Below are 25,016 nucleotides of genomic sequence, written 5' to 3'. Positions count from 1 at the left end.
CGCCGCCTGCCAAGGCTGCAATTGGCGATTTCCCGCCGTTTTCAACAGCAACCAGACGATTGAGGAACCCGGTCGCGGGTCACCTGCGTTGAGCGGATGAGCGTCGGAACGGCGCCAGCGAAACCAAGAAGACCAAAGGAGAAATCCTCATGACTGTCATGAAATCCGCCCTCTTCGGCACCGCGCTGATCGTTGCAGGCAGCAGCGCCGCCCTCGCAGGCAACCCGACGGCCGCGCCCGCGGAACCCGTCATCACACCACCTGCCACACCTGTGATGACAACCGGCGACTGGACCGGCGGCTATGTCGGCGGCAGCCTCGGCTACGGGAACTGGGATCTTGGTGCCGCGACCGGCGATGGTGCGAACCTCGGGGCCTTTGCCGGGTATGACTACGATTTCGGGTCCTATGTGCTGGGTGGCGAGGTTCAGTACCTGGGCAATGACGTCACGATCGGGGGCACGTCTCTGGACGGTGTGACCCGTGTGAAGGCACGCGCCGGGTACGACGCCGGGCCGGTGCTGCTCTACGGTGTGGGCGGTTATGGACATGCGCAGACCGGGGCAGGCGATACAGATGGCTACGTGGCCGGTATCGGCATGGACTATCAGCTGAACAACGGTGTGACCCTGGGTGCCGAGTACCTCTACAATGATTTCGGCACCGTCGGGGGCAGCGACCTCAGCGGGAATACGATCGAAGCACGCGCAAGCTGGCGCTTCTGATCAGTCGATCGCCGCGATGATGCTGCGCAACGCCGCGATCCCGTCGCCCTTTTCGGACGAGGTGAGAACCAGTTCGGGAAAGGCGGCGGGATGTTTCGACAGGACCTTGCGAGTGATGTCGAGGCTCTTGTCGAGGTCGGATTTGCGGACCTTGTCGGCTTTGGTCAGCACGGCCTGAAAGGTCACCGCGCTCTTGTCGAGGAGGGTCATGATCTCCTCGTCCACCTTCTTGGCCCCGTGGCGCGCGTCGATCAGGACAAAGGCACGGCGCAGGGTCTGACGGCCGCTGAGGTACTGCTTCAGCAGCCTTTGCCATTTCTCGACCACCGGCAGCGGCGCATTGGCATAACCATAGCCGGGCAGGTCGACGAGGTAGCCTTTCTCGCCCAGGGTGAAATAGTTGATTTCCTGCGTGCGCCCGGGGGTGTTTGAGGCGCGGGCCAGGCCGTTTTGCCCGGTGAGGGCATTGATCAGGCTGGATTTCCCTACGTTTGAGCGGCCCGCGAAACAGACTTCCATCCGGTCGGCGGGGGGCAGGCCGTTCATGGCGACGACGCCTTTGACGAACTGGGTCGATCCGGCAAAGAGGATGCGGCCCTTTTCGGACGCCTCGTGGTCCGGCTCCTCCGCGATGGGAAAGGGCAGGGGGGCGGTCATAGGACCTCCACCATATCGCCGGTGCGCAGTCGGCCGCCCTTGGTGATCACCAGCGCAACGGCGAAATCCTGATGGCCGAAGTCCTTCAGGATCTCCAGCGTGGGTACGTTGCGTTCGCCGGTGTCGGTGTCGACGGTGGTGGCCATGCAGCGATCGAGCCGGGCCTCCACGCGGGCCTCCGCCTCTCCCAGGCGCAGGGTGCGACCGACCCAGTCGAACTCCTCCCAGGCGCGCAGCCCGTCGAGGAAGATGTTGCAGCGCCAGCGATGCACGGCAAAGGGCCGATCCGCGCGGGCGGCGACGGCCTCGTGACTGGCCATGCTGGCCAGCGAGATCGAGGGGATGGGGGTATCGGTCAACCCGCGGTCCGCAGGGGAGGGCACCAGGCGGTCGGGCGCGGCGCGGCCTTCCTCAACCAGAGGGCGGACCCAGGAGATCAGGGCAGGGCCATCCGTCGCCGGGTTGATCTCGATATCCGGCCGGTCGGGGTGGCTGAGCAGCAGACGCTCCCCCCGGCTTTGAACCGTCACCGCCATGAGCTTGGGCGATGAAGCGCCGCGGATGAAATTCATGCAGCGATTCCATTCGCCATCGGTCAGCTTGGCCGCCTCATGCGCAACGGCCCAAAGACGGTCGCCGGGCAGAGTCTGCCCGGCGATCAGATCGACCTCGTCCACCTCTTCGCGGCCAATGGCCTTGATCGGGTGGCGATAGATGGCGGCAACGGTGGCCATCACTTTTTCCCTTCAGTGGCTTTCTTGCGACTGAGGCTGCTGCGGATATTCCCGAAGACATCCGGTTTGAACCCGTGGCTGCGCATGATCGCATACTGCTGGATGAAGGTGATGGTGTTGTTGGTGATCCAGTAGAGGACCAGGCCGGAGGCGAAGTTCCCCAGCATGAACATGAAGACCCAGGGCATCCAGGCAAAGATCATCTGCTGCGTCGGGTCCGTGGGGGCCGGGTTCAGCTTCTGCTGCAGCCACATCGAGACGCCGAGAAGGATCGGCAGCACGCCGAGGCTGATGATCGCGACCAGGCTTTCCGGATCGGGCGGGGCATAGGGCAGCAGGCCGAAGAGGTTCAGGATCGACGAGGGATCGGGCGCGGACAGGTCACGGATCCAGCCGACCCAGGGGGCGTGGCGCAGTTCGAGCGTGACGAAGATCACCTTGTAGAGGCTGAAGAAAATCGGGATCTGCAGAAGGATCGGCAGACAGCCAGAGGCCGGGTTCACCTTTTCCTTCTTGTAGAGCTCCATCATGCCTTTCTGCATCTTCTGTCGGTCGTCGCCGGCCGCTTCCTTCAGCTTCTCCATCTCCGGCTGCAGCTCGCGCATCTTGGCCATGGAGGCGTAGGATTTGTAAGCGAGCGGGAAAAGCACGGCCTTGAGCAGCACGGTCAGGGCGATGATCGACCAGCCCATGTTGTTGATATGCACATTCAGCCAGTGCAGCACGGCGAAGATCGGCTTGGTCAGGAAGAAGAACCAGCCCCAGTCGATGGCGTCGAGGAAACGGGTCACGCCCTCGTCGTTCTGGTAATTCTTGATGGTTTCCCATTCCTTGGCCCCGGCGAAGAGGCGGCTTTGCGTGCCGGCCGTGGCCCCGGCGGCAACCTCTATGGTCGGCAGAACGGCGTCGGTCTGGAAGATGTTGGCGGAGGGGAAATATTTCGCGGTGGAGCGGAAGCTGCCATCGGGGATGGTGGTGGCCATCCAGTAGTGGTCGGTAAAGCCGATCCATCCGTTCTGCTCGACCTCGATCCGCTCGGCGGGGGCGCCTTCGCGGTCGTCGCGGTCGAAGTCTTCCATCTTGTTGTATTTGGCTTCTTCCAACTCGCCGTCGGAGAGGCGGACTAGGCCTTCGTGCAGGACGAAGAATTTCTTCAGGTCCGAAGGCACGCCGTGGCGCCGCAGCAGGGCGTAGGGGCGCATGGCAATCGCGCTGTCCGTGGTGTTCTGGACCGCCTGTTCAACGGTGAACATGTAGTCTTCGTCGACCGAAATAATGCGGGTGAAGATCAGGCCCGCGCCGTTGTCCCAGGTCAGGGTCACGGGGCTGTCGGCGGTCAGGGTCGCATTGTCGGCGGCGGTCCATTCCGTTTCGTCGGTCGGCACGGCGCCCGCGTCGACGCCCGAGACGGGGACCCAGCCGTAAAGAGCGTAGAACGGATCCCGCGCGCCTTCGGGACGCAGCACGGTCACCCGCGTGGCGTCTGCGTTCAGGCTGGTCAGGTAGTCCTTGAGCTTCAGGTCGTCGATCCGGCCGCCGCGCAGGTTGATCGACCCGGACAGGCGGGGGGTTTCGATCTCCAGGCGGGGCGCCTCCCGGGGTTCGCTCGCCGCGGCGGTGGCGGAGGGCGCGGTTGCGCTGCCGCTGTTTGCCGCGGGTTCGGCCGTGGGGGCCATGGGGGCGGCGCTGGTTTCGCTGCTTTCAGAGGCGGCCTGGGCATTGGGATCGGAGAGCTGATCCTGCTCGGGCGGCGGGAAAAGGAGGAACCAGACCACGATCACGATGAAGCTGAGCACCGTTGCCAGGATGAGGTTTCTGTTCTGGTCGTCCATCGCGCGCCGTTTCCGTCCGAAAAAGAAGAGTAGGGGGGTTCAACAGAGGACAGCGTCAAAGGTCAAGGAGGAATCGGGAAAACGCGGCGACGCAGAGCGGCGAAGGAGGCAGGCGCGCGGTCGGCGCTGGCGCCTCGCACAGGCGGCTTCGCCCTGCGGGGAGCGATCCCGACGGGCGCGCCGTTGGGGCGTTCAGCCGCTTCCGCGGGAGATATTCGGCAGGTCGGGCATGGTTGTCATGTGGTCGCGAACCCAGGTTTCGGTGGCATCGAAGGGCATCGGGTGGCCGATGCCGAATCCCTGTACGTGATCGCACCCGAGTTGCGACAACATTTCGTGTTCGCCCGGTGTCTCCACCCCTTCGGCCAGAGTTTCGAGGCCGAGTCGTTCGGCCATGGTCAGGATCGCGGCGACCATGCGCTGCTGCTCCGGATCGCGGTCCACCTTCATGACGAAGCTGCGGTCGATCTTGATCCGCTGGACGGCGAAGCGGCGAATGGAGGAGATGGAGGCATGCCCGGTGCCGAAATCATCCAGATCGATCTGGCATCCAAGCTGGGCCAGCCCGTTGACGTTACGCGTCACGACATCCTCCGGCGAGGCGGCGACCACGGTTTCCAGCACCTCGATCACCAGGCGTTCGGGGGCCAGCTCATAGCGGTCCAGCTCCCACTTCACCTTGTCGATCAGTTTGGGATTGCGCAGCTCGTCCGAGGCGAAGTTGACCGCGACGCAGGGGATATCCAGCCCGGCGTCGTCCCAGGCCCGCAGGGCGCCGAGGGAGCGGGTCAGCATGATCTCGCCCAGACGGGCCAGTTTGCCCGCATTTTCGAGGATTGGCAGGAAATCCGCCGGGGCGATGGCGCCGCGTTCGGGATGGGTCCAGCGGGCGAGCGCCTCGAACCCCGTCACGCGGCCGGTGTCAGTGGAGACCTGGGGCTGAAAATGCGGGCGGATCTGGCCGTTTTCCAGGGCAGCTGCGGCCTCATCCGCGAAGATGTGGCGCGATCGTTCGGTCCGGCGCATTTCGTCGGAATAGCTGCGGATGGCGGAGGGGGCGTTGCGCACGGCTTCGCCCAGGGCGGTTGCGGTCGCCTGCATCAGCGCTTCGCCCGAGGGGTCGGGGGCGCGGCTGCCAAGGCAAAACCCGATGGAGGCCGAGACATAGATCACGGTATTGTCGAGGATGATCGGTTCCTCCACCGCGGCCTGGATGCGGCTGGCCATCTGGATGGCGGTTTCGATGTCGAGATGGGTGATGGGCGAGAGGCTGACCCCGAAGGAGGCGCTGCCGATGCGGCAGGCGATGTCCGCATCGCGCAATGAGGCGCGCAGGCGTGCGGCGGTGCGGTTCAGGATGTGGTCCGCCGCGCTTTGTCCGTATCTGTCGGTGATGACGTCGAAATCATCAATGGCCAGCATGAAGCATCCGGACGCCCGGCGCGCGGCATCGGAAGACGAGACAGCCGCATCCAGCGCGGCCTCGAGACTGTCGCGAGCGGGCAGCCCGGTGACCCCGTCGACGGGGCGGACAGGCTGATGCGGGGCGGTGAACCCCCCCAGGGTGCCGATCAGAACCGGCAGGGCGAGCGCCACGCCGAGCAGCCAGGCTTCGCCCCCCAGCCAGAAGGCCGCCAGGGCCAGGGCGGGCAGGAAGGCCAGGCTTTGCGGGCCGATCAGAATTCGCCGCAGTTGATAGCGCAGGTTCTGAATCCGGTAGCTTAGCTGGCGGTGCATCATGCGTCCCCGAATGGCAACTCGGGGCACCCTAGCGCCGGTTCATCAACAGCGGCTTAACGAAGGGTCGGAATGTCGGAGGCGTCGGTCTCCTCCGCCTCTGCCGCGCGCATCAGCCCCGCGAAATCAAAGAGTTTCGGGTCCAGCATGTGCGAGGGGCGGATGTTCATCAGGGCGCGGAACATCTTTTGCCGCCGCCCCGGGGCGTTCTTTTCCCAGCCATCCAGGATCGCCTTGACCTGCTGGCGCTGCAGCCCGTCCTGCGAGCCGCAGAGATCGCAGGGGATGATCGGATATTGCATCGCGCGGGCGAATTTCTCGCAATCCGCTTCGGCCACATGGGCGAGGGGGCGGTAGACAAAGAGGTCGCCTTCCTCGTTCACCAGTTTCGGCGGCATCGTGGCGAGGCGCGAGCCGTGGAAGAGGTTCATGAAAAAGGTCTCAAGAATGTCATCGCGGTGATGGCCCAGAACCACGGCGGAACAGCCCTCTTCGCGGGCGATGCGGTAGAGGTTGCCGCGCCGCAGGCGGGAACAGAGGGCGCAGTAGGTCCGCCCCGCGGGCACCTTGTCGACCACGATGGAATAGGTGTCCTGGTATTCGATGCGGTGTTCCACGCCCATCTTCGTCAGGAACTCGGGCAGGACCGTCGCGGGAAAGCCCGGCTGCCCCTGATCGAGGTTGCAGGCCAGAAGGTCGACGGGTAGCAGACCGCGCCACTTCAACTCATAGAGGATGGCCAGCAGGGTATAGCTGTCCTTGCCGCCCGACAGGCAGACCAACCACCGCGCGCCCGGTTCGATCATCCCATACTGATCCACCGCCTCGCGCACGTTCTGCACGATGCGTTTGCGCAGCTTCTTGAACTCGGTGCTTTTGGGGGCACCGTGGAAGAGCGGGTGGATATCGTCGAGATCGTCGAGCATGCGGTCCTATCGCATGTCGCGCGGTTTGGGGGAAGGGGCTCTGGTACTTGGCGGCGCCTGTGGGCAGAGTGGCGGCAAAAGGGGACCGGGAATGGATCATGATCTGGCGGTGATCGGCGCGGGCGTCGTCGGGGTGAGCTGCGCGCTCTGGGCGCGGATGCGGGGGCTGTCGGTCGTGCTGATCGATCCGCAGGCGCCGGGGGCGGGGACGTCCTACGGCAACGCGGGGACGATTGCCGTCTATGCCTGCCTGCCGGTGAATGATCCGTCGGTGTTGCGGGGGCTTCCGGGGCTGGTCTTTGGCGGCGACAGCCCGCTGGCGCTGGACTGGGGGCATGCCCTTCGCAACCCGCTGTGGATGCTGCGGTTTCTGGCGAATTGCCGGACCGGGCGGTCGGATGAGATCGCGGGGCATCTGGCGATGCTGCTGACGCAGGCGGATGCCGGGCTGAACCCGCTGGTGGCAGAGGCCGGGGCGGAGGATCTGCTGGTGTCGCGCGGTCAACTGACGGTCTGGTCGACTCGGGCCGAGGCGGCGGCGGCCGATCTGTCGTTGAACCGGCGGCGGGCGCTTGGGGTCGAGGTCAGGGAGGTCTCGCCCGCAGAGGCGCGGGAGATGGAGCCGGGGCTGGTTCTGCCGATCGAACGGGCGGTGCATTTTCCGGGGGCGCGGCATGTGCTGGACCCGCAGGCGCTGGTGCTGCGGATGTTTGACCGGTTCGTCGACCTTGGGGGCGTGAGCGTCCGGGCGCGGGCGGAGCGGGTCGAGGAACGGGACGGCGGCGTGACGGTCTTTGCCGACGGGGAGATCCGGGCGGAGCGGGCCGTCATCGCCTCCGGTGCCTTTTCGCGCCGGATTGCGGGTAGCGGGGCGGAGCGGCTGCCGCTCGGGACAGAGCGGGGGTATCACCTGATGTTCGAGGGGGAGGCCGGGCGCGTCACCCGGCCCGTCGGCTGGGTCGAGGGCGGGTTCTACGCCACGCCCATGGCGGCGGGATTGCGGCTGGCGGGGACGGTGGAGATTGCTGCGCTCGACAAATCTGCGAACCGGGGGAGGCTGGCCTACATCGCACGGCGGGGGCGGGAGATGCTGGGCGATCTGCCGGAGCCTGCATCGGAATGGCTGGGGTATCGCCCGACGATGCCGGATTCGCTGCCTGTGATTGGTCTGGCGCCGGGGAAGGAGCGCGTGATCCATGCTTTCGGGCATCAGCACCTGGGGCTGACCCTGGGCGGGATCACCGGGCGGATCGTGGCCGATCTGGCCGAGGGGCGCGCGCCGAATGCGGATATCGCGGCCTATGCGCCGGGGCGGCGGTTCAGTTGAGGTTCAGACACGGCCCATGGATTGCAGGTCGGCCTCGATCTCGGTCGCGTCGGGCAGCCCAGCCTCCAGCGCGAAGACGAAGGCATGGGTGAGATAGAAGGCGCGGGCCGTATCCTGCGTGGCCTCCCCGGCCTCGCGGTAGAGGCGGGCGAGCGCGGCGGGGTTGCCCGTGGCATGGGCCGCGAGGAGGCGGTGGTTGAGGTCGCTCATTCCGCCGCCAGCGGTCGACGGGCGCGCAGGCGGTCGGCCGCCCAGGCGTGGAAGCAATGGGTCGGCCCGTCCATCGCCGGAGAAAAGCGGCCGCCGTCGAAGCCGGGGGCATGACGGCCCTTCTGCATGCCCTCGACGACAAAGATGTCCTCCTCGAAGACCTGCTTCCAGAGCACGGCATTGGCGGCGCGCAGGGCCTCGTCCACCTGCGGGGTCGCGTAGTAGAGGTGGATGTGTTCCGCAGTCTCCTCGATCCCCTGCGGTTCCAGGATGATGGCAAAGGCATGGTCGCGCTGCACGCCGAGCAGGACGTTCGGGTAGACCGCCACATATTCCGCCGCCGTCTCCCATTTCGCGGGCAGGCCGGGGAAGTCAGGGAAGGTCGTGCCGTCCTCACCCCTGATCTGGCGGTAGAGGGTGGAGCCCTGGCCGGAATAGTGGCCGGGCGCCTCGATATTGTAGTGATCCTCCAGCCGGGAATAGGAGTTCAGGCCGGGGTGGACCCAGGGCAGGTGGTAGCTTTCGCAGTAGTTCTCGACGGCGAGCTTCCAGTTGGTCTTCACGTTCAGGGTGAAGGTGCTGTCGGGGCCGCCGTGGTGCAGGGGCGTGTCGAAATCGGACCAGCGGGCGATGAGATCGGCGTGGACCTCCGCGAACGGGGCGGCGGTGCCGTCCATGTTGATAAAGACGACATCGCGCCAGATATGGCTGGGCACCTCGATCAATCCGAGGGTGGTGCGGTCGATCCCTTCATGGGTGTTCATGCCGGGGCCGCCGACATGGGGGGTGGCGACGAGTTTGCCCTGCGTGGAATAGCACCAGGAATGGTAGGGGCAACGGATCGCGCCCTCGATCCGGCGGGGTTCGGAGACGAGGATCATCCCGCGATGGCGGCAGATGTTGTAAAAGACGCGCACCTGCCCGTCGCGGTCGCGCAGCAGCAGGAGCGGGGTGCCGAGGAAGTCCATCGGTTTCGCGTCGCCCGGCGCAGGCACGTCGGAGGCCGTGGCGAGGCCCGCCCATTGCGAAAAGAGCAGCGCTTCGCGTTCTTCGGCATAGACGGCGGGATCGGTGTAATGCGCGTTGGGCAGGCCATTGGCCTGCGAAATCGGGCGGGTCACGGCGGAGAGATCGTCGGACATGGGCGCACCTCGGGCTGACTGGGCTGAGGTCTGCGATGGTAGGAAGGGTGGGGTGGGCGCGCTTATTCGAATGCGACATCGGGTGTCGCTGTGGGGCCTCCCTGTGGGCCTGTGCATCGGTGTCAGAAGGCAGATACCTTATGCTCATTCTTCCGGATCGGGCTTCGACTGTCTCTCCATTCATTATAGGTCCCGCCCGGCGGCACGCCGGGCTGCGCCGACCCGCCCTCGTCGCACCGGAGGTGCGCCATAATAGACTGGCACGCCTTTGGCGTGACGGGCGGCGCATTTGCGCCACCCCGCGGGTCGGCGCAGCCCTCAGCACTTGGCCTATAGGATTGCTCAAACACGAAACTTCCTGGGATCAAGCCTCAGTCCGGCACGTCATCCACGCCCATGCCGCCCCAGGGATGGCAGCGGGCGATGCGCCGGGCGGCCAGCCAGCCACCCTTGAGGCCGCCGTGTTTTTCCAGCGCCTCCAGAGCATAGGCCGAACAGGTCGGGTCATAGCGGCAGTTGTGGCCGACCCAGGGCGAAAACACCTTGCGATAGACCCGGACGGGCAGGGCAAGAAGATGCGCCAGCGGGGTCATCCGTGCAGCTTTCGCAGGGCGTGGAGGAGATCGGCCTGCAACTCGTCAAACGGCCGGTCGGCGGTGCGGTCGCGGCTGCCGATGAGCACGTAATCCCATCCCGGGCGGCCGTGGAGGGGCAGGAGGAGGCGCGCGACCTCCCGTAGGCGCCGCTTGGCGCGGTTGCGGGCGACGGCGTTTCCGACCTTCTTGGAACAGGTGAAGCCGACGCGCACCGGGCCGTCATCGCCGCGATCAAGACCCTGGACCATCATACCCTTGGTCCCCTGCCGCTTGCCCCGCGCGCAGGCGAGGAAATCGGCGCGTCGGCGCAGTGTTTCAACCTCGGTCGTCATGACATGTCCCCGGACAAGCGAAAACCGCCCGGGCGGGTGCCCCGGCGGTTGTTCAAGCGTCTGACCTCAACCGCGCGGATGGCGCGCGGGTCCGGCTTATGCGGAGAGAGACTTGCGGCCGCGGGCGCGACGTGCGTTCAGGATCTTCCGGCCGGCCTTGGTGGCCATGCGGGCGCGGAAACCGTGACGCTTCTTGCGCACGAGGTTCGAGGGTTGGTAGGTGCGTTTCATCGCTCCATCTCCGTCTGCTTGCGCCGGTGTGGCGGGTTCGGTCGGTGCAGGCACCAGAAGGACGATGCGGGAATCGCCCCAGGGCCCGCTGTTGTTAGAAGCCCGGTCTATAGGCGGGGGGCGGGGGCTTGTCAAACGCGCAAAGGCGTTCGGCGGGGATTTTCTGTGGCGGAGGCCGGGCGGCGTTTCAGCGGATCAATCGCACGTGATGTGGGTTCCCTCGGCGCGCCGCAGGCCGCATCCTGTCGCGACCCCGTGACGGAGACCGCATGACCCCGACCGCCCCCCGCCCGATCCTGGCCCGCCTTTGGCCGATTGCCCTGCTGATCGTCCTGGCTGCAGGGGCCTGGTGGGCCTTCCACGACAGGCTGACCTTCGACACGTTGCGCAGCAGTCACGCGGCGATGGAGGCGGCGCGGGACGACAATTACCTTGCGACCGTGCTGGCGTTCATCGCGATCTACACCGCTGTCGTGGCCCTGTCGTTGCCCGGCGCAACGGTGACGACGCTGACCGGCGGGTTCCTCTTCGGTATTTGGCCGGGGACCCTGTTCAACATTCTGGGCGCGACCCTGGGGGCGACACTGTTGTTTCTGGCCATCCGCTACGGCTTTGGCCGGTCGCTGGCGGTGCGCATCGACGCGTCGGAAGGACGGGTGGCGCGGATCAAACAGGGGCTGGACCGGAACCAGTGGTCGATGCTCTTCTTCATCCGGCTGGTGCCTGTGATCCCGTTCTTTGCGGCCAATCTGTTGCCGGGTCTGCTGAATGTGCCGGTGCGACGGTTCGTGGTGTCGACGTTTCTGGGCATCGCACCGGGGGCGGTGGTCTATACCTCCGTCGGGGCCGGATTGGGCCAGGTCCTGCGCGAGGGGGGAGAGCCGGACCTCGGCGTGATCTTCGAGCCGCATATCCTGCTGCCGCTGCTCGGCCTGGCGGGCCTGTCGCTGCTGCCGGTGCTGCTGAAGGGGAGGGCGCCGGTATGAAGGATGCCGACATCATCGTGATCGGAGCGGGGGCGGCGGGGCTTTCGGTGGCCTCTGGTGCGGCGCAGATGGGCGCGCGAGCGGTGCTGATCGAAGGGGGCGAGATGGGGGGCGATTGCCTGAACCACGGCTGCGTGCCCTCCAAGGCGCTGATCGCGGCGGCAGCTGCGGCGCAGGGGATGCGCGATGCGGGGCGCTTCGGGGTCAGGACGGTGGAGCCGGAGGTGGATTTCGCGGCAGTGATGGATCACGTGGCCGACGTGATCGCCGGGATCGCGCCGCATGACAGCCAAGAGAGGTTCGAGGGGCTGGGCGTCCGTGTGATCCGGGGCCATGCGCGGTTTGTCGGGCGCGATGCGGTGGAGGTCAATGGCGAGAGGCTGACGGCGCGGCGGATCGTCGTGGCGGCGGGATCGCGCCCCTTCGTGCCGCCGGTGCCGGGGCTGGACGGGGTCGAGTATCTGACGAACGAGACAGTTTTCGCGTTGCGCGAGAGGCCCGCGCATCTGCTGATCCTCGGCGGCGGGCCGATCGGGGTGGAACTGGCTCAGGCCTTTTGCCGGTTGGGATCGCAGGTAACACTGGTGCAACGCGGAACGATCCTGACGCGCGAAGACCCGGAGGCGGTCGAGGTGGTGCGGGAGGCGCTGACCCGAGAGGGCGTGACCCTGCGCGAAGGGGCAGAGGTGAAGGCGGCAGGGGAGGATGACGGTCGCACCTGGCTGCGGATCGGGGAGGAGCGGATCGCGGGCTCTCATCTGCTGGTGGCGACGGGGCGCGAGGCGGCGGTTGCCGGGCTTGGGCTGGAGGCTGCAGGGATCACCGGAGATGGCAAGGGGATCGCGGTGGACCGGCGGCTCAGGACGGCGAACCGCCATGTCTTCGCCATCGGGGATATCGTCGCGGAGGCGCCGCGGTTCACCCATGTCGCGGGCTATCATGCAGGGATCGTTATCCGACAGGCCATGCTGGGCCTGCCGGCCAAGGCCGATCACAGCCGCATCCCCCGCGTCACCTACGCGGCGCCCGAACTGGCCCATATCGGCCTGACCGAAGCGGAGGCGCGCGAGGCGCATGGCGCCGTGCAGGTGATCCGGGAAGACATGTCCGGCATCGACCGCGCACGGGCCGAACGGACGACGGAGGGCTGGATCAAGCTGGTGCTGCACCGGGGGCGGCCAGTAGGCGTCACAATCGTCGGCGCCCAGGCCGGAGAGCTGATCGCCCCATGGGTTCAGGCGATGGCCGCGGGCACCCGTCTTTCCACGCTTTCCGGCCTCGTTATCCCCTATCCGACACTGTCGGACCTAGGCAAACGGGCCGCAGGGGCCTATTTCTCTATGAAACTGTTTGGTAATCCATGGGTTGAACGGGTGGTCCGCCTTATCCAGCGTGTCGTTCCCTGAGAACCCGCAACGGACCGCATATGTTACGATCGCTTTCCGGCCGCTTCCTCATCCTGACGGTGCTCTTCGTGATGATCGCCGAGGTGATGATCTTTGTGCCGTCCATTGCGCGATTCCGCGAGGATTACCTGCTGTCCCGGCTGGAGCGGGCGCAGATCGCGTCACTCGCCAAGCTGGCGGACGATGACATCGACGCCGATCTGGAAGAAGAGCTGCTGAGCAACGCCGAGGTCTTCAACGTCGTGCTCCGGCGGGACGAGGCCCGGCAGCTCGTCCTGAACTCCCCCGTGCCGGGCGAGGTCTATGCCACCTATGACTTGCGCGCGCCCAGTCCCTGGGTGCTGATGCGCGATGCCCTGGCCCGGCTGGCAGATCCGGAGCCGCGGATCATCCGGGTCTTTGGCAATCCGGTGCGCGAGGCGGGGCTGCTGATCGAGGTGACAATGCCCACGGATGACCTGCGCGGGGCGATGTTCGCCTACGGCTGGCGGGTGCTTTGGCTGTCGCTGGCGATCTCGGTCATCACCTCGGTCTTCCTGTTTCTGGCGGTGCGGCTATTGCTGGTGCGTCCGATCAAACATGTGATCGGCCAGATGCAGAGCTATGCCGCCGCCCCCGAAGATGCCCGTCGGATCATTCAGCCCTCCGCCGATATCACCGAGCTGCGTGAGGCGGAGCAGGCGCTGAAATCGCTGGAAACGGAAATCACCGCTTCGCTGAAGCAGAAGGAACGGCTGGCGCAACTGGGTGGGGCGGTGGCCAAGATCAGCCATGACCTGCGCAATATCCTGACCTCGGCGCAGCTCTTCACCGACCGGATCGAACAGTCGGAGGACCCGACCGTGCGGCGGCTGGCGCCCAAGCTGGTGAATTCGATCACCCGGGCCGTGAACCTCTGCGAGAACACGCTGGCCTTCGGGCGCGCCGAGGAACCCGCGCCGCGTCTGACCAAGGTGACGCTGGCCGAACTGGTCGGCGATGTGATCGACGGCGAACGCCTGGCGGTCGGGGAGGCGGATGTCAGTTTCTCCGAAGACATCCCCGCGACGCTGACCCTGCGCGCGGATGCGGAGCAGCTGCACCGCGTGGTGCTGAACCTCGTGCGCAACGCGCGGCAGGCGATTGTCGCGACCGGCAAGCCCGGCGAGATATCGGTCGCCGCGCAGGAGGATGACGACAGCTGGTGGATCGTGGTGACGGACACCGGGCCCGGACTGCCGCCCAAGGCGCAGCAAAACCTCTTTACCCCGTTCCAGGGCGGCGCCTCGCGCGGGGGATCGGGGCTGGGCCTGGCGATCTCGGCCGAGCTGATCCGCGGCCATGGCGGGCTCTTGTCGCTGGACTGGACCGGGGCGGAGGGGACGCGGTTCCGGATCGACCTGCCCAAGACGCTTGTCCCGCTGGAGGCCGCGGCCGAATAGGTCCGATTTCGCAAAATTTCCGCTTGAACTCTGCCGGGGTGGGGTCTACATGCACCCCCTACGGACCGATAGCTCAGCTGGATAGAGTACTTGACTACGAATCAAGGGGTCGGGGGTTCGAATCCTCCTCGGTCCGCCACCTTGACCCAGTTTCCTGAAAATTCAGACACGTAGGCTCCAGCCCGGGCTGGGCGTCCGCTTCTGTATCGTTGCGCCCTGCACCTGAGGGCGGGCCAACTGTGCATCTGCGCAACTGAACTGTTCGGTTTAGTTCTTGGCATGGGCTGTCAGCGGTATTACCTAGGGTCTCGCGAACAGGAGGACGGGCCATGGCACCGATCTTGCGGATCACTGATCTGAAGAAAACCTATGAGGGCGGCTTCGAGGCGCTGAAAGGCGTGACCCTCGACATCGAGGAGGGGGAGATCCTGGCCCTGCTCGGCCCAAACGGGGCTGGAAAGACGACCCTGATTTCGACCGTTTGCGGCATCACCGTGCCGACCAGCGGGTCGGCCACCGTGGCCGGGCATGACATCATCACCGACTACCGTGCTGCCCGGGAGCAGATCGGTCTGGTGCCGCAGGAAATCAACCTTGAGCCCTTCGAGACCGTGTGGAACACCGTGCGGCTGACGCGGGGGATCTTCGGCAAGAAGCGGGATGACGCGCTGCTGGAAGATATTCTGAAGCGCCTGTCGCTCTGGGACAAGAAATCCAGCCGGATCAGGGAACTGTCCGGCGGGATGAAGCGCCGTGTCCTGATCGCGAAGGCATTGAGCCATGAGCCGCGGGTCCTGTTCCTGGACGAGCCGACGGCGGGCGTGGACGTGGAACTGCGCAAGGACATGTGGGATATCGTGGCGGAGCTGAAATCGCAGGGCGTCACGATCATCCTGACCACCCATTACATCGAAGAGGCGGAGGCGATTTCCGATCGCGTCGGCGTCATCAATGGCGGGCAACTGCTGCTGGTCGAGGAAAAGCAGGCGCTGATGGACCGGATGGGCCAGAAACAGCTGACGATCGAGCTGCGCGAGCCGCTGACCGCAGTGCCCGCGGGCCTGTCTGCGTATGCGCTGGAACTGTCGGAGGATGGCACGGCGCTGACCTATAGCTACGACGTCAGCAAGGAGCGGACCGGGATCACCGCACTGCTCTCGGCGCTGTCGGAGGAAGGGATCGTGTTGCGCGATCTGGTGACGCGGCAATCTTCGCTGGAGGAGATTTTCGTGGGTCTTGTGAAGGAGGGCGCGGCATGAATTTCCGGGCAGTCTGGGCGATCTATCGCTATGAAATGACGCGGTTCTTCCGCACGTTGCTGCAAAGCTTCATCTCGCCGGTCATCTCGACCTCGCTCTACTTCGTGGTCTTCGGCACCGCCATCGGCAGCCGCATCCAGGAGGTCGAGGGCGTCAGCTACGGGGCCTTCATCGTGCCGGGGTTGATCATGCTGTCGGTGATCATGCAGTCGATCTCCAACGCCTCCTTCGGGATCTATTTCCCCAAGTTCATCGGCACGATCTACGAATTGCTCTCCGCGCCCATCAACTTTCTGGAAATCGTTCTGGGCTATGTCGGGGCGGCGGCGACCAAATCGCTGTTCATCGGGCTGGTGATCCTTGGCACGGCCTCGATCTTTGTCGATCTGACCATTGCGCATCCGCTGGCGATGGTGGCCTTCCTGGTGCTGACCTGTGTGTCCTTCTCGCTGATGGGATTCATCATCGGCATCTGGGCCGGAAATTTTGAGCAGTTGCAACTGGTTCCGCTGCTGATCGTGACGCCGCTGGTTTTCCTGGGGGGCTCGTTCTACTCGATCTCCATGCTGCCGGACGTCTGGCAGACGATCACGCTGTTCAATCCGGTGGTCTACCTGATCTCGGGCTTCAGATGGGCGTTCTTCGACATGGCGGATGTGCCGATCGGGATCAGCCTCGTGGCAATCGCGGGCTTTACCGCGCTCTGTCTGACGGTGATCTGGTGGATCTTCCGCACCGGCTGGCGCATCCGCGCCTGAGCACTTGCGCCGCGCCCCTGTGGGAAAAGCACGGGGCGCGGCAGGTTATTCCGCGCCCAGCCTTGCCGGGCCCGACATGCGCCTCTACATCGGCTCCATGAACATCATTGATCGCATTCGCAGACGCCCGCCGACGGTCGCCGTGATCCGGCTTCAGGGCATGATCGCCTCCGGTCCGCGCGGGCCGTTGAGTGACGAGTCGCTGGCCCCGATGATCGAGCGGGCCTTTCGCCGGGGCAAACCCAAGGCGGTGGCGCTGTCGATCAATTCCCCGGGCGGCTCGCCCGTTCAATCCTCTCTGATCGCGGCGCGTATCCGGCGCCTGTCGGAGGAAAAAGGCGTGCCCGTCTATGCCTTTGTCGAGGATGCGGCGGCGTCCGGCGGCTACTGGCTGGCCTGCGCGGCGGATGAGATCTATGCCGACCGGACCTCTGTCGTCGGCTCGATCGGGGTGATTTCCGCCGGGTTCGGGGCGCATGTGCTGCTGTCCCGGCAGGGGGTGGAGCGGCGCGTCCATACCTCGGGAAAGTCCAAGTCGATGCTGGATCCGTTCCAGCCCGAGAAGGAAGAAGATGTCGCGAGACTCAAAGTCTTGCTGGAGGATATTCACGCGGCCTTCACCGACCATGTGAAAGCGCGGCGAGGCGGAAAACTGAAAGAGGACGAAAGCCTCTTTACCGGGGAATTCTGGCTGGCGGGTCGCGCGCAGGAGCTGGGGCTGATCGACGGGATCGGTCATCTGGTGCCGGAGATGAAAGCGCGGTTCGGCGACAAGGTCCGCTTCCGCCGCTACGGGCCGCGGCGCGGCCTGCTGGCGCGGTTCGGCGCCTCTGTCGTGCAGGATGTCCTGGCCGGGGTCGAGGAGCGGGCGGCCTTTGCCCGGCTTGGTCTCTGACGTGATCCTGAAGATTGTCACACTGTTTCTGGTCGGCATGGGTGTGCTGGCGATGTTCGGCAAGTTGAAGGTGCCGGGCGCAAAGCGCCTGTCTCGTAAGTGCCCGTCCTGCGGCCGTCACCGGATCGGCAAGGGGCCATGCCCCTGCGGGAGCGGCAAATGATCCTGCCCTGGGTTTGGACCTGTGTCGGTCTGGCGATCCTTCTGCTGGCGGGCGATGCGCTGGTGCGCGGGGCGGTGAACCTGTCGCTGCGGGTCGGCATCCCCGCGCTGATCGTCAGTCTGACCATTGTGGCCTTCGGCACCTCCGCCCCGGAATTGCTGATCGGAATCAGCGCCGTGCTGGAGGGCAAGCCGGGGCTTGCCCTGGGCAATGTGGTCGGCTCGAACACGGCGAATATCCTGCTGGTTCTCGGGCTGCCCGCGTTGCTGTCGCGGATGCATACCAGCCGCTTCGACACGCGGCGCAGCTACATCATGATGTTGGTCTCCAGTGTCGGTTTCATTGCCCTGGCCTTTTTCGGCACGCTGACCTGGATCAGCGGTCTCATCCTGCTGGGCGGGCTGGCCTATGTGCTCTGGGATCAGATCAGCGAGGCGCGCGCCCACAAGGCCGAAAGCCGGGCGCAGGAGATCGCCGATCTGGAGGGCGCGGATCCGGACATGCCCTGGTGGAAGATCATCGGGTTTCTCTGCCTGGGTCTGATCGGGCTGCCCTTCGGGGCGGATCTTCTGGTGCAGAACGCCTCGATCATCGCGCGGGATTTCGGTGTTTCGGACGCCGTGATCGGGCTGACGCTGGTGGCGGTCGGGACCTCCCTGCCGGAACTGGCGACGACGGTGATGGCGGCCCTGCGGCAACAGGCGGATGTGGCCCTGGGCAATGTGATCGGGTCCAACATCTTCAATTTGTTGGGCATCATGGGGGTGACGACGCTTGTCGGCGCGGTGCCCGTAGATGCGTCGTTCCTGCGGTTCGATCTCTGGGTCATGCTGGCCGCATCGGTGAGCCTGGCGCCCTTCGTGCTGTTGAAGCGCGATCTCGGGCGGAGATGGGGCGCGCTGCTGGCCGGGCTCTATATGGTCTATATCGCAGCCATTCTACTCTGAGGGGGTCACATGCCAGACAATCAGATGCCCCGCGCCCTGGTGACCGGCGCCGCTCATCGTCTGGGGCGGGCGATTACGCTTGGCCTTGGCGAGATGGGGATGGATGTCGCGGTGCATTATGGCACTTCTGCAGAGGCGGCAGAGGAGGTCGTGAGCCTGTTGCGTGACATGGGGCGGCGGGCGGTTGCGCTGCAGGCCGATCTGTCGCGGGAGGCGGAGGTCGCACGGCTGGTTCCGGAGGCGGCGGAGGCGCTTGGCGGTCCCCTGACCTGCCTGGTCAACAATGCCTCCGCCTTTGAGCGTGACAGCATCCGGGATGCCACACGGGAAAGCTGGGACCTGCACATGGAAACCAACCTCCGTGCGCCGTTTCGCCTGATCCAGGACTTCGCCGCGCAGGTGCCGCCTGCCGGTGAAGATGCAGATGGCGAGCCCCTCGCCGAAGCGGTCGTGATCAACATGATCGACCAGCGGGTGCGCAAGCTTACGCCGGATTTTGCAAGTTATACCTTAACGCGGGCCGCGCTCTGGACTCTGACCCAGACGGCGGCGCAGGGGCTGGCCCCGGCGGTGCGAGTCAATGCGATCGGCCCGGGGCCGACCTTGCGCAATTCCGGGCAGAGCGAATCGCAATTCGCAGCACAGCGTCAGGCGACGATTCTGGGGCGTGGGTCGAACCCCGAGGATGTGGTCGAGGCGGTCCGCTATCTGGTCCGCGCCAAGGCCGTGACGGGACAACTGATCTGTGTGGACGGGGGACAGCACCTGGCCTGGCAGACGCCGGATGTCACCGGGCTGGAGTGACCCCGACGTCATCCCTCAGCGAAGTTGTGCACCCGCAAAAGTGTCGTCACAAAAGCGTCAATAAAACGTTAGGGTTTTCAATAGTTTGCTCTGCCAACGAAATAATTTCGTTTGAAAACAACGGCGTATAAATGCGCCCAAAAATTGGGCAAACTATGCAAACTGCGAAGGAACAAGGGATTTTTCATAATGGAAAAGATTTGCTCCCAGAGTTATCCACAGGATTGGTGGACAGGTTAGCCCTTGTCCGAACGGTCCAAAATTTGCAGCCATGGTCCCGAATCGTCGGAATGGAGACATGACCCAGGGTAAACCCGCCGCAGCCACTGGACATGAGCTGATCCAGTCGCTCCTGCCGACGCTTGATTCGTCGCCGGGGGTTTACCGCATGCTCGATTCGGAGAGCCGAGTTCTCTATGTCGGCAAGGCACGGAACCTGAAGGCGCGGGTGTCGAACTATGCGCGGCCTTCGGGGCATTCGGGGCGGATCGCGCGGATGATCCGGGAAACCGCGTCGATGATGTTCCTGACAACGCGAACGGAGACCGAGGCGCTGCTGCTGGAGCAGAACCTGATCAAGCAGCTCAAGCCGCGTTACAATGTGCTGCTGCGCGACGACAAGAGCTTTCCGAATATCCTGGTCACCAAGGATCACGGCTATCCCCAGATCCTGAAGCACCGGGGCGCGAAAAAGCGCAAGGGCGCCTATTATGGTCCCTTCGCCGGCGCGGGGGCGGTGAACCGGACGCTCAATCAGCTTCAGCGCGTCTTCCTGTTGCGCAATTGTTCCGATTCCATGTTCGAAAGCCGGACGCGGCCCTGTCTGCTGTACCAGATCAAGCGCTGTTCCGGCCCCTGCACCGGGCTGATCAGCAAGGAGGACTATGCCGCCTCCGTCGCGGATGCGGAGCGGTTTCTGCAGGGACGGTCGACCCAGGTGCAGGAGAAACTGGCGACGGAGATGGCGGCGGCCTCTGACGCGCTGGAGTTCGAGCGGGCGGCGGCGCTGCGCGACCGGATCAAGGCGCTGACCAATGTGCAGTCGAGCCAGGGGGTCAATCCCCGCACCACGCCGGAGGCGGATGTCATCGCCCTGCATATGGAGGGCGGGCAGGCCTGCGTTCAGGTCTTCTTCATCCGGGCCAACCAGAACTGGGGCAACCGCGATTTCTATCCCCGCGTCGGGGCGGAGGTCGAGGAGGCGGAGGTGCTGGAGGCCTTCCTGGGCCAGTTCTACGACACAAAGGACCCGGCGCGGCAGATCCTGCTGTCGCATCCGATCGAGAACCCGGACCTGATGCAGCAGGCGCTGAGCGACAAGCTGGGCCGCAAGGTCGAGGTCATGGTGCCGCAGCGGGGCGAAAAGGCGGAGCTGGTCGAAAACGCGGCGCGGAATGCCCGCGAAAGCCTGGCCCGCAAGATGTCGGAAAGCGCGACACAGGCCAAACTGCTGCAAGGGCTGGCGGAGGCCTTTGGGTTGGAGAGCGCGCCGCAGCGGATCGAGGTCTACGACAACTCCCATATCATGGGGACCAATGCGGTTGGCGGGATGATCGTGGCGGGGCCAGAGGGCTTCCTGAAAAGCCAGTACCGCAAGTTCAACATCAAGGGGGAGGAGCTGACCCCCGGCGATGACTTCGGCATGATGAAGGAGGTGCTGACCCGGCGGCTGACCCGTCTGCTGAAAGAAGACCCGGACCGGGAAAACGGGCTTTGGCCGGACCTGCTGCTGATCGACGGCGGGGCGGGGCAGGTGTCGGCGGTGCAGGAGATCCTCGACCAGCTTGGCGTATCGGACCTGCCGATGGTCGGTGTGGCCAAGGGTGTGGACCGCGACCACGGGAAAGAGGAGTTTCACCGCCCCGGCAAGCCGCCCTTTGCCCTGCGCATGAACGACCCGGTGCTTTATTTCGTGCAGCGCCTGCGGGACGAGGCGCACCGCTTTGCCATCGGCACGCATCGGGCGAAACGGGCCAAGGCGGTTTCCGCCACGCCGCTGGATGAGATCCCCGGCGTCGGCGCGACCCGCAAGCGCGCGCTGCTGACGCATTTCGGCTCGGCCAAGGCGGTGAGCCGCGCGGGGCTGACGGACCTCAAGGCGGTGGAGGGGATTTCCGACGCGATGGCGGAAACGATCTATGCCCATTTCCACGAGAAGGGCTGAGCGGCTGCAGGACGACGTCCTCGTGCCGCAATCCTCCCTGCTGCTCGCTCTTTCCTCCTGCGGGCTGGCGGGCTAGGTAAACGGCATGCGTATGACCGTCCCGAATATTCTCACGCTTTTCCGGCTGCTGGCGGCGCCGGGGGTGGTGGTGGCCTTCCTGCTTCTGCCGCGTCCCTATGCGGACTGGCTAGCCTTTGCCCTGTTTGTGGGGGCGTCGCTGACCGATTATCTGGACGGCTATCTCGCCCGGAGATGGAACCAGATCAGCCGGATCGGCACCATGCTGGACCCGATTGCAGACAAGGCGATGGTGGCGGTGGCACTGCTGGCGCTGGCGGTCTGGTCGCCGCTGGCGCATCTGGCGGTACTGCCCGGGGCGATCATCCTCTTCCGCGAGGTCTTCGTGTCGGGATTGCGGGAGTTTCTGGGCAATGTCGCAGGTACGCTGAAGGTGACGCAGCTGGCGAAATGGAAGACCACGGTGCAGATGGTGGCGATTGCGCTGCTGCTGGCGCAAGGGGCGTTCAACACCTCTCTCGGCATGGCTGCCTTTGGCATGGATGGCGAGACGATCTCGGCCATCCTCGACGGGCGGGAGGCGGATCCGTTGAATATCCAGGGCAAGGTGTTCCGCACCGAGTGGGGCGGGTATCTTGGCATCGGGCTGCTGTGGCTGGCAGCCGTTCTGACCGCAATCTCGGGCTGGGATTATTTCGCCAAGGCGCGGGCGCATCTGGGAGAGGACTGATGGAGATACTTTATTTCGCCTGGGTCCGGGAAAGGATCGGGATTCCGAAAGAAACCGTGGAGAGTTCGGCGGTCACCGTGGCTGATCTGGTCGAAGAACTGAAATCCCGGGAAGAGAGATACGAGGCCGCCTTTGCCGATCTGGGGGCCCTGCGCGTGGCGCTGGACCAGGAGCTGGCGGATTTCGACGCGCCGCTGGAGGGAGTGCGCGAGGTCGCCTTTTTCCCGCCGATGACCGGCGGCTGAGGGGGCGGAATGCGGGTCGTTGTCCAGTCCGACAGCTTTGATCCCGGGGCGGAGGTGAACACCTTTTCCGCCGGGCACCACGAGATGGGGGCGATTGTCACCTTCTCCGGCCTGGTGCGCGGGGATCGTGGGCTGGCGGCGATGGAGATCGAGCATTACCCCGGCATGACGGAACGCGCGATCACCAAGATCGCGGAGGAGGCGCGCGACCGCTGGTCCCTGGGCGATGTGCTGGTGATCCACCGCTATGGGCGGCTGACGCCCGGCGAGGTCATCATGATGGTGGCCACCGCCGCGCCGCATCGCAAGGATGCCTTCGAGGCGGCGGAATTCCTGATGGACTACCTGAAAAGCCGCGCGCCCTTCTGGAAGAAGGAAACCGGGCCGGACGGGCAGGCCTGGGTGGCGGCGAAGGATGAAGATGAGGCAGCGCTGACCCGCTGGTGATCACTGCTGCGCGTGAAGGCGTTCGACATAGGCGCGTAGCTCTTCGGCCTCGTGCCGGGCTTCGCGCAGACCTTCCATTGCGGCAGACAACTCCGCCTCGGTCTGGCTCAGCTGGTTGGTCAATTCGGATTCCCGCTGCTGGAGGTAGGTGATCGCCTGATCGCGCATCTCCTCGGCCTCGTGCAACTCCTTGGCCATCCGTTCCAGTTCGCCCATGTCCGCCTTGGCCACGCGGGTGAAGCGATGGATCAGCCAATAGGCGAACCACCCCAGTGCGAAGGCGACAAACAGGATGATCGCGGTGGCGATCACGAATTCGGTTCTGTTCATCCGGGCTTATTCCTCTTCGGCCTTTTGCGGCTCTGGTTCTTCTGCGACGGAATCGTCGGTCTTTTCAAGCGCGGCGTCCTCGGTGGCCTCGGTCTCTTCGGGTGTGCCCTCCTCGGCGGGGGGGGCTTCGACGATAAGGTTGAATTCGATCCGGCGATTCTGTTCGCGACCTTCTTCGGTGGCGTTGTCTGCAATGGGCTGCGTCTCGCCATAGCCGATCGCGTCGAAGCCGCGGGTGATGACGCGCCGCTGACGCAGTTCGGCAATCACGGCGTCGGCCCGTTGCTGGGACAGGCCCAGGTTCATTTCCTCGCGACCCTGGCTGTCCGTATGCCCGGCGATCTCGACCCGCAGCGGATCGCAGAAGCGCAGGACCTCGGCGATGTCGTCCAGCACCCGGCGGCTGTCGCCGGTCACCGTGGCCGATCCCGGTTCGAAGTTGATCTTGCGGGCGGCCTGCAGTGCCTTCACATCGGCGATGCATGTCTCGGGCGGGGGTTTGGCTGCATCGGGATCCAATTTCTCGTTGTAGGTGACGTCGATGCGGAATTCCTGCCCTTCGCCCAGTTGATCGGACAGGATGCGGGCGATGTCCGCGTTGGCGTCCTTGTTGCCGGTCACGCCGGAGATGGTCACGCTGTCCTCGGTCACATTCAACGCGCCATTGGCGAGGTGGGACAGGGCCTGAAGGCCGGCCAGAACGCGCAGCGACCAGCCCTCGGGCAGGCTGTCGTCCAGGCGGGCGGCGAAGTAGACGTTTTCGATCCCGAAGCGGGATTTCGCATAGCTGTCGGCCGTCTTGCGGGACAACTCGTTGCGCACCCGTCCGCGCAGCTGCACCTGGCCTTCGGGGGACAGGGTGGCGGTGAATTCCGCCGGCCCCCGGTTCTCGCCACTTTCAACCTCGGGCAGGACGGCGTGCAGGGCAAAGACATCGGGCAGGGCGTTCTCCAGTTCTCCGACCACGCGGTCAAAGGTGGCGCGGTCCGTTGTCTCGGCCGCGATCAGGCTGATATCGGCGTCGGAGAAGGTCACGGATCCCTTGCCGATCCGCGCCAGGGCGAGGATGGCCGAGCTGGTGGCGGCATCCCATTCCGGCGAGGGCACGCCCAGGCCGAGGGTGCAGCGGGGATCCCCGTTGATCAGACCGGCCCCCTTGGCGGCGGTCAGGATACGTTCGCGCGCCGCGGCGGTATCGGCGGAACAGGCGTCGAAGCGGCCACCGTCATCGTCGATGATGTAGCGCAGGGTGAAGGGTGTGATGACCGGACGCGGCGCCGAAAGATCAAGGGTCAGCTTGATCGGGCCGCTGGCGCGGCGAGTCAGGCGGGCTTCAAGCTCCTTCAATCTTTCCTGGCTGGCGGTCATGGCGGTGACCGTGACAGCGCCCGCGACGAGGGAGATTTTGGACCGGGGCAGGTCGCGCAGGGCTGTGATGGCGTAGTCCATCGTCAGGGACCAATTGTCCGGGGCGGGGTAGTTCGCGGTTTCCAACAGATCGGAGACCTTGTCGACATTGGGCAGGTCGTTCAACCGCTTGATCAGCGCGTCCCGGTCCGTGGCGCTCGGGATCAGGCCGAAGAGGGAAATCTGACCGTCATTGCGCAGCAGTTCGATGGAGAAGCGCGGCGGGGCCAGGCCTTCGCTGTCGGCGGCCTTCATGTTGTCGATCACCCGGGTGGCATCGACGACCTGACCGGCCACGGTGATGGCGCGGAAGCGTTCGGCCTCCGACGGTGCGGTGCCGGTCAGTTCGATCTGCAGCCCGTCGGCAGTGACATCGGCCCAGTTCATCGCCTCGACATCCAGCGCCAGCTTGACACCATTGGCCGAGCTCCGCTCGATCACGGCGGCGGCGAATGTGGCGACAATAAGAGAGATCAGGGCGGCGCCGATAAAGGTTCCAACCAGGATCGTGACGGAGGACAGGCGCATGAATTCACGCATTCTGTTGTTGGTGGGAAGGGTTTAGAGAGGTTTGCATGCCTGTGCAA

At 65.2% G+C, this 25,016-nt stretch carries 27 protein-coding genes and 1 tRNA gene; 16 read left to right on the top strand and 12 right to left on the bottom strand.

Annotated features, from left to right (window positions below):
- The first annotated feature begins 149 nt into the window (after positions 1-149).
- The gene (locus tag ACFC2Y_RS09140; protein ID WP_375174797.1) at positions 150-725 is read left to right on the top strand and encodes an outer membrane protein; all 576 of its coding nucleotides are present in this window, start codon (positions 150-152) and stop codon (positions 723-725) included.
- Here ACFC2Y_RS09140 and yihA read toward each other — a convergent pair whose 3' ends face one another.
- The 5 genes from yihA to ttcA form a co-directional block, all read right to left on the bottom strand.
- Complete coding sequence (yihA, locus tag ACFC2Y_RS09135; RefSeq protein WP_375174798.1) at positions 726-1,382, bottom strand: ribosome biogenesis GTP-binding protein YihA/YsxC; 657 nt, start codon at positions 1,380-1,382, stop codon at positions 726-728.
- Positions 1,379-2,116 carry an MOSC domain-containing protein gene (locus ACFC2Y_RS09130; RefSeq protein WP_375174799.1) on the bottom strand — a complete coding sequence of 246 codons (738 nt, stop codon included), beginning with the start codon at positions 2,114-2,116 and terminating at the stop codon, positions 1,379-1,381. The genes yihA and ACFC2Y_RS09130 overlap by 4 nt, the downstream gene beginning before the upstream one ends.
- Positions 2,116-3,948, bottom strand: a complete 1,833-nt coding sequence (yidC, locus tag ACFC2Y_RS09125; RefSeq protein ID WP_375174800.1) for a membrane protein insertase YidC — start codon at positions 3,946-3,948, stop codon at positions 2,116-2,118. The genes ACFC2Y_RS09130 and yidC overlap by 1 nt, the downstream gene beginning before the upstream one ends.
- A 192-nt stretch (positions 3,949-4,140) precedes the next feature.
- Positions 4,141-5,685, bottom strand: a complete 1,545-nt coding sequence (locus ACFC2Y_RS09120) for a putative bifunctional diguanylate cyclase/phosphodiesterase (RefSeq protein ID WP_375174801.1) — start codon at positions 5,683-5,685, stop codon at positions 4,141-4,143.
- 56 nt (positions 5,686-5,741) lie between these two features.
- Positions 5,742-6,611 carry a tRNA 2-thiocytidine(32) synthetase TtcA gene (gene ttcA / locus ACFC2Y_RS09115; RefSeq protein ID WP_375174802.1) on the bottom strand — a complete coding sequence of 290 codons (870 nt, stop codon included), beginning with the start codon at positions 6,609-6,611 and terminating at the stop codon, positions 5,742-5,744.
- Positions 6,612-6,702: 91 nt separating this feature from the next.
- Here ttcA and ACFC2Y_RS09110 point away from each other — a divergent pair, with 91 nt between their 5' ends.
- Positions 6,703-7,938: an NAD(P)/FAD-dependent oxidoreductase gene (locus ACFC2Y_RS09110; RefSeq protein WP_375174803.1), complete on the top strand. Its 1,236-nt coding sequence runs from the start codon at positions 6,703-6,705 to the stop codon at positions 7,936-7,938.
- Between the two features lie 3 nt (positions 7,939-7,941).
- Here the strand turns inward: ACFC2Y_RS09110 and ACFC2Y_RS09105 are convergent, their stop codons facing one another.
- The 5 genes from ACFC2Y_RS09105 to rpmH form a co-directional block, all read right to left on the bottom strand.
- Positions 7,942-8,148, bottom strand: coding sequence for a hypothetical protein (locus ACFC2Y_RS09105; RefSeq protein ID WP_375174804.1), 207 nt, complete (start codon positions 8,146-8,148; stop codon positions 7,942-7,944).
- Complete coding sequence (locus ACFC2Y_RS09100) at positions 8,145-9,290, bottom strand: aromatic ring-hydroxylating dioxygenase subunit alpha (protein WP_375174805.1); 1,146 nt, start codon at positions 9,288-9,290, stop codon at positions 8,145-8,147. The genes ACFC2Y_RS09105 and ACFC2Y_RS09100 overlap by 4 nt, the downstream gene beginning before the upstream one ends.
- A gap of 371 nt (positions 9,291-9,661) precedes the next feature.
- Positions 9,662-9,883 (bottom strand): membrane protein insertion efficiency factor YidD, encoded by a 222-nt coding sequence (gene yidD / locus ACFC2Y_RS09095; protein ID WP_375174806.1) that lies wholly within the window; start codon positions 9,881-9,883, stop codon positions 9,662-9,664.
- A complete protein-coding gene (gene rnpA / locus ACFC2Y_RS09090) occupies positions 9,880-10,218 on the bottom strand; it encodes a ribonuclease P protein component (RefSeq protein WP_375174807.1) in 339 nt (112 codons plus the stop codon). Before rnpA ends, yidD begins: the two co-directional genes overlap by 4 nt.
- Before the next feature lie 96 nt (positions 10,219-10,314).
- The gene (rpmH, locus tag ACFC2Y_RS09085) at positions 10,315-10,449 is read right to left on the bottom strand and encodes a 50S ribosomal protein L34 (RefSeq protein ID WP_136636952.1); all 135 of its coding nucleotides are present in this window, start codon (positions 10,447-10,449) and stop codon (positions 10,315-10,317) included.
- Positions 10,450-10,718: 269 nt separating this feature from the next.
- Here rpmH and ACFC2Y_RS09080 point away from each other — a divergent pair, with 269 nt between their 5' ends.
- The 14 genes from ACFC2Y_RS09080 to ACFC2Y_RS09015 all read left to right on the top strand — a co-directional run bounded on the left by ACFC2Y_RS09080 (position 10,719) and on the right by ACFC2Y_RS09015 (position 22,692).
- A complete protein-coding gene (locus ACFC2Y_RS09080) occupies positions 10,719-11,435 on the top strand; it encodes a TVP38/TMEM64 family protein (protein WP_375174808.1) in 717 nt (238 codons plus the stop codon).
- Positions 11,432-12,841, top strand: coding sequence for a dihydrolipoyl dehydrogenase family protein (locus ACFC2Y_RS09075; protein WP_375174809.1), 1,410 nt, complete (start codon positions 11,432-11,434; stop codon positions 12,839-12,841). The genes ACFC2Y_RS09080 and ACFC2Y_RS09075 overlap by 4 nt, the downstream gene beginning before the upstream one ends.
- A 20-nt stretch (positions 12,842-12,861) precedes the next feature.
- Positions 12,862-14,262 (top strand): sensor histidine kinase, encoded by a 1,401-nt coding sequence (locus tag ACFC2Y_RS09070; protein WP_375174810.1) that lies wholly within the window; start codon positions 12,862-12,864, stop codon positions 14,260-14,262.
- Positions 14,263-14,324: 62 nt separating this feature from the next.
- Positions 14,325-14,401: transfer RNA gene (locus ACFC2Y_RS09065), tRNA-Arg, on the top strand.
- Positions 14,402-14,591: 190 nt separating this feature from the next.
- On the top strand, positions 14,592-15,521 hold the full coding sequence (locus ACFC2Y_RS09060; RefSeq protein WP_375174811.1) for an ABC transporter ATP-binding protein: 930 nt from the start codon (positions 14,592-14,594) through the stop codon (positions 15,519-15,521).
- Positions 15,518-16,279, top strand: a complete 762-nt coding sequence (locus ACFC2Y_RS09055; RefSeq protein WP_375174812.1) for an ABC transporter permease — start codon at positions 15,518-15,520, stop codon at positions 16,277-16,279. The genes ACFC2Y_RS09060 and ACFC2Y_RS09055 overlap by 4 nt, the downstream gene beginning before the upstream one ends.
- A gap of 76 nt (positions 16,280-16,355) precedes the next feature.
- Positions 16,356-17,174: a S49 family peptidase gene (locus ACFC2Y_RS09050; RefSeq protein ID WP_375174813.1), complete on the top strand. Its 819-nt coding sequence runs from the start codon at positions 16,356-16,358 to the stop codon at positions 17,172-17,174.
- A 1-nt stretch (position 17,175) separates the two neighbouring features.
- Positions 17,176-17,337 (top strand): hypothetical protein, encoded by a 162-nt coding sequence (locus tag ACFC2Y_RS09045; protein WP_375186136.1) that lies wholly within the window; start codon positions 17,176-17,178, stop codon positions 17,335-17,337.
- Positions 17,337-18,284 (top strand): calcium/sodium antiporter, encoded by a 948-nt coding sequence (locus tag ACFC2Y_RS09040; RefSeq protein ID WP_375174987.1) that lies wholly within the window; start codon positions 17,337-17,339, stop codon positions 18,282-18,284. The genes ACFC2Y_RS09045 and ACFC2Y_RS09040 overlap by 1 nt, the downstream gene beginning before the upstream one ends.
- Before the next feature lie 9 nt (positions 18,285-18,293).
- Positions 18,294-19,088, top strand: coding sequence for an SDR family oxidoreductase (locus ACFC2Y_RS09035; RefSeq protein ID WP_375174814.1), 795 nt, complete (start codon positions 18,294-18,296; stop codon positions 19,086-19,088).
- 298 nt (positions 19,089-19,386) lie between these two features.
- Positions 19,387-21,252, top strand: a complete 1,866-nt coding sequence (gene uvrC, locus ACFC2Y_RS09030; RefSeq protein WP_375174815.1) for an excinuclease ABC subunit UvrC — start codon at positions 19,387-19,389, stop codon at positions 21,250-21,252.
- Between the two features lie 85 nt (positions 21,253-21,337).
- Complete coding sequence (pgsA, locus tag ACFC2Y_RS09025; protein ID WP_375174816.1) at positions 21,338-22,000, top strand: CDP-diacylglycerol--glycerol-3-phosphate 3-phosphatidyltransferase; 663 nt, start codon at positions 21,338-21,340, stop codon at positions 21,998-22,000.
- Positions 22,000-22,245, top strand: coding sequence for a molybdopterin converting factor subunit 1 (gene moaD / locus ACFC2Y_RS09020; RefSeq protein WP_375174817.1), 246 nt, complete (start codon positions 22,000-22,002; stop codon positions 22,243-22,245). Before pgsA ends, moaD begins: the two co-directional genes overlap by 1 nt.
- Positions 22,246-22,254: 9 nt before the next feature.
- Positions 22,255-22,692 (top strand): molybdenum cofactor biosynthesis protein MoaE, encoded by a 438-nt coding sequence (locus ACFC2Y_RS09015; protein ID WP_375174818.1) that lies wholly within the window; start codon positions 22,255-22,257, stop codon positions 22,690-22,692.
- Here ACFC2Y_RS09015 and ACFC2Y_RS09010 read toward each other — a convergent pair whose 3' ends face one another.
- Both ACFC2Y_RS09010 and ACFC2Y_RS09005 read right to left on the bottom strand, forming a co-directional pair.
- On the bottom strand, positions 22,693-23,022 hold the full coding sequence (locus ACFC2Y_RS09010; RefSeq protein WP_375174819.1) for a hypothetical protein: 330 nt from the start codon (positions 23,020-23,022) through the stop codon (positions 22,693-22,695).
- A 6-nt stretch (positions 23,023-23,028) separates the two neighbouring features.
- Positions 23,029-24,969 (bottom strand): OmpA family protein, encoded by a 1,941-nt coding sequence (locus tag ACFC2Y_RS09005; RefSeq protein ID WP_375174820.1) that lies wholly within the window; start codon positions 24,967-24,969, stop codon positions 23,029-23,031.
- Between the last annotated feature and the right edge of the window lie 47 nt (positions 24,970-25,016).

It is taken from the genome of Pseudooceanicola sp. (assembly GCF_041987405.1).
GTDB lineage: Bacteria > Pseudomonadota > Alphaproteobacteria > Rhodobacterales > Rhodobacteraceae > Pseudooceanicola.
This window is presented reverse-complemented; position numbering and strand designations above follow the sequence as displayed.